The organism is Sorangium sp. So ce1036, from assembly GCF_051369805.1.
Taxonomy (GTDB): domain Bacteria; phylum Myxococcota_A; class Polyangia; order Polyangiales; family Polyangiaceae; genus Sorangium; species Sorangium cellulosum_F.
This window is the reverse complement of the sequence record NZ_JBBMOX010000001.1, coordinates 5,345,219-5,356,796: the sequence shown is the minus strand read 5'-3', so window position 1 is coordinate 5,356,796 and position 11,578 is coordinate 5,345,219. Positions and strand designations below refer to the sequence as shown.

10 protein-coding genes are annotated in these 11,578 nt (G+C 72.4%); all 10 read left to right on the top strand.

The annotated features are described in order from the left end of the window. Positions 1–36 precede the first annotated feature (36 nt). Positions 37–480 (top strand): Uma2 family endonuclease, encoded by a 444-nt coding sequence (locus tag WMF31_RS20285; RefSeq protein WP_275938778.1) that lies wholly within the window; start codon positions 37–39, stop codon positions 478–480. 678 nt (positions 481–1,158) lie between these two features. Continuing rightward, entirely contained in the window at positions 1,159–2,826 is a 1,668-nt protein-coding gene (locus WMF31_RS20280; protein ID WP_436603534.1) for an L-lactate permease, read from the top strand. A 247-nt stretch (positions 2,827–3,073) separates the two neighbouring features. Further along, complete coding sequence (locus WMF31_RS20275) at positions 3,074–3,976, top strand: M20/M25/M40 family metallo-hydrolase (RefSeq protein WP_436603533.1); 903 nt, start codon at positions 3,074–3,076, stop codon at positions 3,974–3,976. Positions 3,977–4,558: 582 nt separating this feature from the next. Continuing rightward, positions 4,559–5,374, top strand: coding sequence for a trypsin-like serine protease (locus WMF31_RS20270; protein ID WP_436603532.1), 816 nt, complete (start codon positions 4,559–4,561; stop codon positions 5,372–5,374). A 207-nt stretch (positions 5,375–5,581) separates the two neighbouring features. Further along, positions 5,582–7,291, top strand: a complete 1,710-nt coding sequence (locus WMF31_RS20265; protein WP_436603531.1) for an SIR2 family NAD-dependent protein deacylase — start codon at positions 5,582–5,584, stop codon at positions 7,289–7,291. A 307-nt stretch (positions 7,292–7,598) separates the two neighbouring features. Next, entirely contained in the window at positions 7,599–8,051 is a 453-nt protein-coding gene (locus tag WMF31_RS20260; RefSeq protein WP_436603530.1) for a hypothetical protein, read from the top strand. A gap of 10 nt (positions 8,052–8,061) precedes the next feature. Beyond that, complete coding sequence (locus tag WMF31_RS20255) at positions 8,062–8,538, top strand: lanthionine synthetase C family protein (protein ID WP_436606578.1); 477 nt, start codon at positions 8,062–8,064, stop codon at positions 8,536–8,538. Between the two features lie 275 nt (positions 8,539–8,813). Then, positions 8,814–9,035 (top strand): MbtH family NRPS accessory protein, encoded by a 222-nt coding sequence (locus tag WMF31_RS20250; RefSeq protein WP_436603529.1) that lies wholly within the window; start codon positions 8,814–8,816, stop codon positions 9,033–9,035. Between the two features lie 502 nt (positions 9,036–9,537). Continuing rightward, positions 9,538–10,446, top strand: a complete 909-nt coding sequence (locus WMF31_RS20245; protein ID WP_436603528.1) for a hypothetical protein — start codon at positions 9,538–9,540, stop codon at positions 10,444–10,446. A gap of 70 nt (positions 10,447–10,516) precedes the next feature. Beyond that, positions 10,517–11,569: a trypsin-like serine protease gene (locus WMF31_RS20240; protein ID WP_436603527.1), complete on the top strand. Its 1,053-nt coding sequence runs from the start codon at positions 10,517–10,519 to the stop codon at positions 11,567–11,569. The last annotated feature ends 9 nt before the right edge of the window (positions 11,570–11,578 follow it).

Sequence of the window (11,578 nt, the reverse complement as noted above, 5' to 3'; positions counted from 1 at the left end):
GCGTGAAAGGAGCGGCGACGGAGCCTCGAGACCAGCATCGCCGCCGACCTCCACGGCCCCTTTCAGAAGCGGCGCAACGGCCCAGGGGGGTGGTGGATCCTCGTCGAGCCGGGCATCGAGCTGCCTCGCGCCCCCGAGGTCTCGCCGGACATCGCGGGGTGGCGGCGCGAGCGGCTGCCTCGCCTGCCGGTGACGGAGCCGATCCGCGTCGTGCCCGACTGGGTCTGCGAGATCCTGTCCCTCCGGACGCGCGCCTACGATCTCATCGTCAAGCGGCGCTTCTACGCCGAGATCGGGGTGGGCCACCTCTGGTACGTGGACGCCGAGGCGAGATCGCTCGCGGTCAGCCGCCTCGTCGACGGCAGGTGGCTCGAGCTCGGCGTCCACGGCCCGACGGATCGGGTGCGCGCCGAGCCGTTCGAGGACGTGGAGATCGAGCTCTCCGTCTGGTGGGAGGACCTCGACATCGAGAGCGGCTGAACGCCGACGCGATGTCGCGACATGCCCACCTGCCTCGCCGGCCAGGCCCCGGCCATGTTGCGACATGCCCACCTGCCTCGCCGGCCAGGCCCCGGCCATGTCGCGACATGCCCGCCTGCCTCGCCGGCCAGCCCCCGGCCATGTCGCGACATGCCCGCCTGCCTCGCCGGCCAGCCCTGGGCCATGTCGCGACATGCCCGCCTGTCTCGCCAACCAGCCCCCGGCCATGTCGCGACATGCCCGCCTGCCTCGCCGGCCAGCCCTGGGCCATGTCGCGACATGCCCGCCTGTCTCGCCAACCAGCCCCCGGCCATGTCGCGACATGCCCGCCTGCCTCGCCGGCCAGCCCTGGGCCATGTCGCGACACGCCGGCCTGCCCCGCCCCGTTCGCCCTCACCGGCAGGGCCCTCCCCACCGCTCCCCGCGCATCTCTCCCGCGCCTCCAGCGGCGACGTTCGCGCGGCTCGCCCTGACCGCGGCGAGCTCGGGTGATCCAGGAAGACCTCGATTCCGATCCTGAGAGCCGCGGCCCACCCGCGATCCCCCAGCGATGGGCGGGCTCTCCAGGCCGCGCCGGATCGCCGCAACGCCTGGCGTTGGCGCGCATTTCCGGATATTCGCGATTCGAGGAGCCCGCTGACCGCCGCATCAGCGTCGATGACGACTCCCGCCGGAGCCATGCTCGCAGCGCTCGCCTCGATCCCCATCCTCACCGCCCTCGTGCTCCTCGCCGGCCTGCGGTGGCAGGCGTCGCGCGCCATGTCGGTGTGCGCGCTCGCGGCCGGCGCGATCGCCCTCTTCGCCTGGCGGGTCCCGCCGATCCGGGCGCTCGCGGCGGTCGTCGAGGGGGGGTTCATCACGATCAGCATCCTGCTCATCGTCTTCGGCGCCCTCTTCCTGCTCGCCGTGATGAACGCGTCCGGCGCGATGGGCGCCCTCCAGACCGCCCTCGCCGCGGTGAGCCGCGATCGCCGGGTGCAGGCCGTGCTCATCGCCTGGCATTTCGGCTCGTTCATCGAGGGGGCCGCGGGCTTCGGCACGCCGGCGGCCATCACCGCGCCGCTGCTCGTCGGGCTCGGCTTTCCGCCGCTGGCCGCGGTGGTCGTCGCGCTCGTCGGCGACAGCACGGCCGTGTCGTTCGGCGCCGTGGGCACGCCCATGATCGTCGGCATGGGGCAAGGCCTCGTCGGGCTCGCGGAGCGCGCCGGCGCGGGGGCGCTCGCTCCGGACGCCGCCGCCATCGGGCAACGGATCGCGCTCCACGACCTCGCGCTCGGGACGTGCATGCCCGTGGTGATGGTGCTGTCGCTCACCGTCGGCTTCGGCGGCCGGAGCGGCCTGCGCGACGGCCTCCGCGCCGCGCCGTTCGCGCTGGCGACGGGGCTCAGCCAGGCCGCCGCCGCGGCGGCGGTCGCCTGGGCCCTCGGCCCCGAGTTCCCGAGCCTCGTGGGCGCCACCGCGGGGCTCCTGGTCGCGCTGCTCCTGGCCTCGCGCGGGCTGCTCGTGCCCGGGCAGACCTGGGACTTCCCGCCCGCTGCGGCGGAGGCCGCGGCGCTCCCCGCTCCGGCCGACGCCACAGCGCCCCCCGGGGCGCCTCCGCCCTCACGCGAGGCGCCGGCGCGGCCCGGTCCGAGCGTGGGCCGCGCGCTCGTGCCTTACGTCGTCCTGGCGGCGCTGCTCTCCCTCACGCGCGTGCGGGCGCTGCCGTTCGGCGCGGCGCTCGAGCGCGTCGCCGTCGGGCCGGGAGAGCTCTTCGGCACCGGCATCTCGGCCGCGCTCCAGCCGCTGCACTCGCCCGGCGCGGTCTTCGTGGTCACGACGCTCGTGGCCGCGCTGCTGCTCGGCCTCTCCCGCCGCGCGCTCGGGCAGGCCGTCGTCGAGGCGGGCGGCGTCGCGGCCCGGACCGCGGTGCCGCTCGTGGCCGCGGTGGTCACGGTGCGCCTGTTCATCCACTCGGGCGTCAACGCGGAGGACCTCCCGGCGATGCCGCTCGCGCTCGCGGACGTCGCCGCGCGCAGCCTCGGCGGCGTGTGGCCGATCGTGGCGCCATGGGTCGGCGCGCTGGGCTCCTTCATCGCGGGCAGCGCCACGTTCAGCAACATGCTGTTCGCCCTGTTCCAGCACGGCGTGGCGGTCGACGCCGGCCAGGATCCGGTCGCGATCCTGGCGCTCCAGGGCATGGGCGCCGCCGCGGGCAACATGGTCTGTGTCCACAACGTGGTCGCGGCGTGCGCCGTCGCGCGCATCCTCGGCCAGGAGGGCCAGGTGATCCGGCGGACCGCGGCGCCCATGGTCGCCTACATCGTGCTGGCCGGGCTGCTGGGCTGGGCGCTCCAGGCGAGCTGACCCGGCGCCCTGCCTCGACCTACCCCCTGCCCCGCCGGCGGGCCTCGGACGTCGCCGCGACCTACCCCCCTGCCCCGCCGGCGGGCCTCGGCCAGCAAGCAGAGCTGCCGGTCGATCCTGTGCGCCCAGCGATTGGGGGCGGGACACGCCGAGACGAGGTAGTCCGCATCGGTCGTGGCGACGCTGCGGCGGAACCTCGGCGAGGGGTGGAGCTATACTTCACCGGGGGCACAAGGAGACCTCCGCGATGGAGCTGCGACGCACGAAGGCCGTGAGCCACCAGGGCAGCCTGATCGATGCGCTCGCATCGGTCAGCGAGGCGGAGCTGCGCGACGCGGTCGTCGCGCTCGCGAGGCCGCGGCACATGCTCCGCCAGCGCGCCGAGAACCGCCGGGCGGCGCGCTACGTCGCAGGCGCGCTGGAGGAGCGGGGCTACGCCGTCGAGATCGAGGGCGAGCTCGGCAACGTGGTCGCGCCCCCGCGGGGCCCGAGCGATCGCCCGATGATCCTCGTCGGGGCGCACTACGACAGCGTGCCCGACACGCCGGGCGCCGACGACAACGCGAGCGGGATCGCCGCGATGCTCGCCTGCGCGAGGGCGCTCGCGCGCCTCGATCCGGCCCTCCCCGTGGGCTTCGTGGCCTGGAACGGCGAGGAGGACGGGCTGCTCGGCAGCGTCGAGTTCGTGGCGCGCCGCCGATCGCAAGGGGAGGCGCCGATCGCCGCCGTGCACGTGCTCGAGATGGTCGGCTACGCGAGCCGCGAGCCGGGCTCCCAGCGGATGCCGGTCCCGGTCCCCGGCGCGCCGGAGGTCGGCGACTTCATCGGGCTGCTCACGAACCAGCGCTCGAACCACCTCGTGGAGCTCGCCGCGAAGCAGGCGGAGGCGATGGTGCCCGAGCTGCCGGTCGTGGGTCTCAAGGTCTACCTCGGCCTCGAGGGCTGGCTCCCCGTGCTGCACCGGAGCGATCACTCGCCGTTCTGGAGGGCGAAGATCCCCGCCATGCTCTGGACCGACACCGCGGAGTTCCGCAACCCGAACTACCACCGCCCGACGGACACCCCCGAGACGCTCGACTACGGCTTCATGCGGCGCGTGACGCAGCTCGCCATCGCGACGGTGGCGCGGCAGGTGCTTGCTTTCTACTAGCGCTCCTGCGGGAAGTCGGGCCGAGAGGCGAACCGCCATGGCGCCAAGGGCGCCAAGCAACCAGGGAAGTAGAAGGGGAAAATGGGGGGACAACCCTTCCCCTCTCTTCTTGGCGTCGTTGGCGCCATGGCGGTTCTTCTGCTGATCCGGGGCAACTTCCCGCAGTAGCGGTGCTTCGAGCGAGCTCGACCGACGGATCCGGCCGCGCAGCACCTGGTCAGGCAGAACCGCGAGTCCAGGAACCTGCGTATTCCGACCTGGCGGTCGCGGCGGCGCCGGTTGGTCCAGGTGCTCCTGGCCCAGGGCGACGCGGGCATGGGCGCTGGGCGGAGGGGCTCCGCCCGTCCCGCATCGTCCCCCGACCGCACACGACGTTCATGGAAAGCCCGCCAATCGCACGTTGCGCGAACACCCATGTCTAGGCCAAGCTTCGACGACGGCCGGCGCGCGCCTCGGCGACGCGGCGTTACATTCCATTCTTTGAACGATGTGGAGCCTCGAGCCGTGAATCCTCGACGGCAGGCGGCCATCGTTCGATGAGCCGCACGGCGTCGGCCAACTTCCATGCCAAGGGGGGGATCCATGCAGAACAGAGCACGACTCGTTTCTGGTGTGGCGGCGCTGCTGGCGATGACGGCCGTCCCGGCGATGGCCATCACCGATGGGGAAGAGGACGGCGACGGTCATCCGCACGTAGGATTGATGGTCGCCCAGGACGCCGATGGAACGCCGCTGTGGCGCTGCAGTGGCACCCTCCTGTCCCCCACCGTCTTCCTGACTGCGGGACATTGCACGGCGCCGCCCGCGGCGCACGTGGAGATCTGGTTCGACGCCGACGTCCAGTCCGGCATCCCAGGCAACGGCTATCCACTGAGCGGAGATGCGAGCGGCACACCGCACACCCACCCGAGCTACGACCCAGCCGCATTCTATCTCTACGATCTGGGCGTCGTGGTGCTGACTGAACCGATGGTCATGGAAGAATATGGCATGCTACCGACGCTCGACCAGCTGGACAGCCTGAAGACGCGTCGAGGCCACCAGGATGTCACGTTCACTGCGGTCGGCTACGGGCTGCAGAAGAGCTTCCCCGACGCGGCGTCCTGGAAGAACGAGGCGGATCTGGTGCGCTACGAGTCCGAGCCCCGCCTGATCCAGATCAACGGCGGGCTGGTGGGAGACTTCTCGCTCTTGCTCTCGAACAACGCCCACACGGGGGGCACCTGCTTCGGCGACTCTGGCGGTCCCAACTTCCTCGGCTCGGGCCCCGATGAAACGAATGTGATCGCCGGCGTGACATCGTTCGCCCTCAACGGCAACTGCAGTGGAACGGGCGGCGTCTACCGGATCGATCGGGAGGACGATTTGAGGTGGCTTGCGGGATTCCTGGACCGGTAACCGCATCTCCGCGAGGATCGGACTGCCCGCTCCGCCCGGCTGCGACGAGCCGACCATCGACCCAGGCTCGCCTCCCGCGTCCTCGGCCGCGGGGGCCGAGGTCCCCCGCGGCAGCCCTGGACCTCCCGGGCCATCGGGCCGAACATCCGCGCGGTGGAATGGCCGATTCTTTGTGGCTCGGCGCCGGAGCTGGCACCATCGCGCGACGTGATCGCCATCCCCAAGACCCTCGAGAACGCGCTGCGGGATCGCTACGTCGTGCCGTTCGTCGGCGCCGGCGTGTCCATGGCCGCGCAGGACCGGAACGGGGAGCGGGTGTTCCCGAGCTGGGCAGAGCTGCTCTCCGGGGCAGCGACGCGCCTCCGCGAGGACGGCAAGCGGCCCGAGGCCAACGTGGTGGAGGGGCTGCTCGAGAAGCGGACGCCCGACTACTTCGAGGCCGCCCGCTACGCGCGCGAGGGCATGGGGCCGGGCTGGTACCGCTACCTCCGCGAGGCGCTGGATCCGCCGAGCCATCGCATCGATCCCCGCTCGCTGTCGCTCGCGCGCGCGGTCTGGCAGCTCCCGAGCAAGCTGGTGATCACGACCAACTACGATCAGATCCTCCGCCACGCGCTCGACGACCCGAACGATCTGGTGCAGCTCAGCGTGGACGCGACGGCGGAGCTGTCGGCCATGCTGCGCGACGAGATCGATCGGCCGACCGTCTGGCACCTGCACGGCTTCATCCAGCAGCCGCAGCGGCTGATCCTGACGCCGGACGGCTACCGCGAGCTGTACCCGAGCCAGGAGGACGAGGTGCGGTACCGCGCCGCGCTCCAGGCGTTGCGCCACCTGCTCGCGGCGCGCACCTTCCTGTTCATCGGCTTCAGCCTGGACGACGCGGTGTTCGGCAACCAGATCGCCTGGGTCCAGGAGGCGTTCGGCGGCGCCGTGGGGCCGCATTACATGCTCGTCCGGGCGCACGAGCTGCGCGATTCGCAGCGGCGGCTCAAGGACCTGAGCTGCATCGAGTTCTTGCCGTTCGAGGGCTTCGGCGCCCCTCTCGTCGCGCTGGTGCAAGCCCTCGGGGCCGCCGGGCACGAGCGCTACGCGGCGGCGCCGCCGGCCGCGGACGTTCCTCGGGCCCCCGTTCCTCGGGCCCCCTCGGCCCGAGCGTCCGCTCCGGCCGAGCCCACCTCGCCGGTGAACGAGGCCGCGCCCGCTCAGCCCGTCGCGGCGCGCGCTCATCCCGCTCCCGCGCCCGCCCCGCCCGCGGCCGCTCCCCCGCCCGCCCCGCCCGCGGCCGCGATCGCGCCCGTCGCCGCCGATCCACCGGCGAGCGACGGCGCCATGGATGTGGCCCTCGTCAGGCAGAGCTACCGGCTCGTCTACCAGTACCAGCGTCGCGTCTTCGATCGCCTGGCAGAGCTGTCCGATGGGCTCGCCGCCGTCGGGCTCACCTTCCAGCGCTGGGATCCGACCCTGTTCTCACGTCACGCCAAGTCGAGCTCGGAGTTCTTTCGGCGCAAGTACTGGGCCTGGGATTTCCTGCCCGCGTATCGCCTCCAGCTCGTCTGGCAGTCCTCGGCCAAGATCTCGCGGAGCCTGGTGCTCGAGGTGGTGTCGGACTCGGGGTTCACGCACATTCGAGGCGAGGAGCCGGATCCGACCAGGTTCGGCGACGTGCGCGCGGCGCGCTCGGAGCTGCAGATCAGCCTGCTGCGGTCCCCCGTCCCGAACCTGTCGTGGACCCAGCTCTGGTCGTCCTTGAGCGTCGAGGACGACACGATTTACGACGGAGGAGATCACGAGCTCGACGCCGGCGGGAAGCCGTGTACCTACCGGTACCTCAACGTCGCGCTCGAGGATGCGCTGGACCGAGATGCCTTCAGGGAGCGCGTCATCGCGCCTGTCCGCGCCTGGCTCGATCGCTGACGGGGCCGGCGACGAGGTGTCCTGGACCGGCGCGCCCGCGCGGGGGTGAAATTTCCCACGAATCAGCCAGCTCACCCCGCCCGCAGGAGAGCGAGCTGCCAGCGGACCGCAGATAGCGAGGAATGAGGCAGAACGTTCACGTCCACGATTGTGTCGTCGACGACCACGGCCACGGCCACGTCCACGACCACGGCCACGGCGATGGTCACGTTCGCGTGCCGCGACGGAGCCGCAGGGGGGCCACAACATTTGGAATTTGTACGAGTTTTAACCCGTTCGGTGATCTAGGATGGACAGGGTGGTGCCCGTGACGCCCCCAGGACTCGAGTGGTCGACCCCCGAGCCGGTGCCCGACGGGACGTGGCACCGCCGTGCGACCGTGCCGTGCGACCACCCGGAGTGCCCCGAGGGCGTCCTCGAGGTGCGCGTGATCAGCACAGACAACGGCCCCCTCGCGCCGGACGTCGAGGCCCTCGTCGCGCGCGTCGTCCCCGAGCGCGCGCGCATCGTCGCGGCCGCCCTCGCCCACCTCGGTGAGGCGGTGAGGGCCGACCCCGAGGCCTTCGGAACGGGCGCGGAGGGTCGTCCGGATGGCGACGTCGTCAGCGAGCCCGCCTTCGTCGTCGACGGGACCGAGGAGTGGCTGGTGCACTTCGCCGAGTGCTCGCTCCCCGTGGGCGAGCCGTACGGGATCGCCGTCCGCATGCGCGAGGACGAGCCGGTCGCGGTCGAGGTGCTCGCCGACGCGGCCGAGCTCTGAGCGAGCGGCGCTGTCGTCGCGCCTCGCGCGCACCCTCGAGGCCTCCGCGCTCCGGGGGGCGTCCGGGGTCAACTGGCCCGCGTTCGTCGACCAGCCCCCGGACAGGCCGCTGCTCGTGCAGCACTGTCACGGGGCGCCGGGCATGGTGACCGCCCTGGCCGCCCTCGATCTGCCCATCGACGAGCTCCTGAACGGCGGCGGCGAGCTGACCTGGGCCGCCGGCCCGCTGGTCAAGGGCGCCAACCTCTGCCACGGCACGGCCGGCAACGGCTTCGCCTTCCTCAAGCTGTTCGAGCGCACCGGCGACGACCGATGGCTCGCCCGCGCCCGCGCCTTCGCCATGCACGCCGTTCGCCAGAGCGAGGCACAGGCGGAAGAGCTCGGACGCCGGCGTTACTCCCTGTGGACCGGAGACCTCGGCCTCGCCTGCTTCCTGTGGGAGTGCGTCCGGGCGAGCGCCAGGTTCCCGACCGTGGACGTGCTCTGAACGCCTCCGGATCACGCCGGGATGATCCTCATCCGCGGCGCGCCCCTCGCGCTCGGCCTGCGCAGGACGCGCCCGCGAAGACCGACCTGGCCCCCGGCGGGAGCGCGATGGCAGGACACGGGCATGGATCCCGGAATGACGCCGCCTCGGGCCGGAGACGGCAGGATCTTGCGATCCGCGCCCGGGGGTTCCAGCTCGCCTGCGCGAGGGCCGAGATTATAGTGCGCCCCCGCAGCGCAATCGGACCGCCCCCTCGAAGGTGAAGAGGTGAAGAGATGAAGAGGAGCCTGGGAGTGCGACAGGGCGCAGCCACCCATCGCGTCGTCGTGGATCACGGGGAACAGTACGCCGTCTGTCCGGTCGAGCGCGCGATCCCACGCGGGTGGCGGGAAGCCGGCAAGCAGGGATCCATCATGGAGTGCCTCGCCTATATCGACCAGGCATGGTCGCGCCTGCGCGCCCCGGTGGACCCAGGCGCCCCGGCGCAGATCGCCTGATCCGGAGGAACGCGCGAATCGGGGGAACCAGAGCCAGGCGGCGGCGCGGCTCGGGCCGTCGCGCCAGGGGCTGCTCGACGAGATGGATCGGGACGGGCGGAAGTGAGCCCGGCCGCGCGCGGCGGCGAGCCGGTCATTCGGCGGGAGCCAGCGCGACGGGCGGCTGGCGTCTCCATGACACGCGGCGGTGACAGTGTCAGGGGAGCGTGTCAGCGAGGATGTCACGCGCGCGCGACAGCGACGCGCCCGGCGCGTCGACCGCTCGACGCCGCGGACACGCGCGCTCCTCGCCTGATCGCGCGCGATCAGGTCTCCCGCCCCCCTGACACGGGGCAGCGCGAGCGCTGATCTCGCCGGGGCGCGTATGGCATGTGCGTTGCAGTCGCCTTCAGTCCGAACAGGGAATCCACCTGCAGAGGCCCCGGGCGGCTCGCGCAGCGAGGGCTTCATGTCCCCGAGGCCTCCGGATCTCTTCACGAACCCATTCACACAGGGAGAGAACATGTCCGCACGAAACAGCATCATTCTGAAGTCCGGGTTGGTCTGGCTCACGCTCGCGCTCGCCGCGTGCGTCGCTCACGACGACGGCGGAGGTTCGGACGACACCAGCGGTCCGGAGGCGGAGGCGGTCGGCATCTCCGACGAGCCCTCCCCCGCGGACAGCCTGCCAGAGGCTCAGGAAGAGGCACAGCGCACGGAGCTGGCGACGCTGGAGTTCCCCGATCGACGCAGCATCCGGTTCTCGGTCGACGAGGACGCCCACGCCATCGTCGTGGAAGAGCACGGGCCGGTCGCGGAGGGGGTGGGCATGCCCCTCCTGATGCGCGCGCCCATGAGAGACCTGGACGCCCTGCAGGTCTACATGGCGCTGACCCCCGCGGACCGGGAGGTGCCGCGCGCGCTGTACGAGCTCGGCGTCCCCGAGGGCGCTCGACCGGCCCTCGCGCAGCGCGCGCTCGTCGACGCGCTGGCGCCGATGCCGGCGCACGTGGTCAGCTACCGCCTGGTCGACACGGACCAGGACGCGGAGTACATGCCCTCGCTCTGCGGCGCCAACGGCAGTACCGCCTTCCAGGCGCTCTGCAGCACGTCGAACGCGCCCGAGCAATGGTGCGCGTCCGGCAAGCACACCTGGCATGGACGCGAGAGCAGCGGTAATTACAACAAGAGCGAGGGGCTCACCGTCTCGTGTCAGGCGAGCGTGCAGACGACCCATCGGCGGAAGGTCGCCCTCACCTGGTGGGAGAACACCTTCAACATGGACACCGACCAGTACTGGCACTTCACGCGCGTGGAGAACTACGCTCCGGCGTCGAAGTACAAGCGGTACGTTCGCATGGATCGCTACAACCCCACGAGCGTCGACACCTCGGTCTCGTACATTCGCTCCTGGATCGGCTTCCGCAACTGACGCTCGATGAGGCGAGGCCGCGCGCTCCTCGGCCCTGAAGGAGCGCGCGGCGCCCGCCGTGGGGGTCTCGATGAAGGCTGGACGTGCCGCCGGAGCGCTCGCCGCCCTCGCGCTCGTCGGCTGCTCGGGCGACCTCGACCTGGCGCCTCCGCTGCCAGGCGTCGCGCTCGAGGCGGCGGACATGGACGGTGAGCCGGATCGAGCGCACGGGGCGGTGTTCGCCCTTCGACGCAGCGACCCCTCCGGGCCGGCCACGGGCCCGGCGGGTCCCCGGGTGATCTGCTCGGCCGTCTTGCTGTCTCCGGATGTGCTCATGACGGCCCGGCACTGCGTGGCGCGCGTGGAGTCGACCGTCGTGGCGTGCGGTCATTCGCCCTTCGGCGCGCTCCTGCCCGCGGAGGGCCTCGCCGCCTCGAACGAGCCTGTGCCGCGCGAGGGCGCGGCCTGGTTCCCCGCGTCGGAGATCGTCGTGCCGGAGGACGGCGACGACGCGTGCGGCTTCGACGTCGCGCTGATCGTGCTCGAGCGACCGGTGCCCGCCGCCGTCGCAACGCCGGCGAGCCCCAATTTCGAGGCGCCGGTGAGCGCCGGCGATGCCGTCACGGTCGTGGGTTACGGGCGATCGGCGGGAGCCGACGCGCCGGCCGTTCGAACGGCGCGCCCGGACCTCGAGGTCGTCTGCGTCGGCGCAGAATGCGGCGATGGCGTCGCCGGCTCGGAGTTCATGACCAGCGGGGGGCCGTGCGAAGGCGACTCCGGGGGCCCCGCGCTGGACGCCTCCGGCCGGGTCGCCGGGATCCTCGCGCGCGGGAGCGACCCGTGCGCCACCCCCATCTTCGCCTCCGTGCCGGCCTGGCAGGAGCTCCTCCTCGATGTCGTCGACCGCGCCGCCGAGTACCGCCGCGACCCCGCGCCCCACGGCGGCGCGGGCAGCAGCGCCGGAGCGGACGTGAGCAGCGCGGGCGCGGGAGGCTCCGACGATGGGTCGTCGGTCGGGTGCAGCCTCGGCGAGCCTGCGCCGCGGCAAGGTCGCGGCGCCGCGGGGTGGAGGCTCGCGTTCTTCGCCGCCGCGGTGGCCGCCCGTGCGCGGCGCCGCGCCGCGCGCGCGCCGCGCGCTCGCTGACCCGGGGGC

What these genes read in the sequence shown, in the direction of transcription:
- WMF31_RS20275 (WP_436603533.1), top strand. Translation starts at nt 3,074, where the DNA reads ATGGAGCTGCGACGCACGAAGGCCGTGAGCCACCAGGGCAGCCTGATC.
- WMF31_RS20280 (WP_436603534.1), top strand. Translation starts at nt 1,159, where the DNA reads ATGCTCGCAGCGCTCGCCTCGATCCCCATCCTCACCGCCCTCGTGCTC.
- WMF31_RS20245 (WP_436603528.1), top strand. Translation starts at nt 9,538, where the DNA reads ATGTCCGCACGAAACAGCATCATTCTGAAGTCCGGGTTGGTCTGGCTC.
- WMF31_RS20250 (WP_436603529.1), top strand. Translation starts at nt 8,814, where the DNA reads ATGAAGAGGAGCCTGGGAGTGCGACAGGGCGCAGCCACCCATCGCGTC.
- WMF31_RS20270 (WP_436603532.1), top strand. Translation starts at nt 4,559, where the DNA reads ATGCAGAACAGAGCACGACTCGTTTCTGGTGTGGCGGCGCTGCTGGCG.
- WMF31_RS20240 (WP_436603527.1), top strand. Translation starts at nt 10,517, where the DNA reads ATGAAGGCTGGACGTGCCGCCGGAGCGCTCGCCGCCCTCGCGCTCGTC.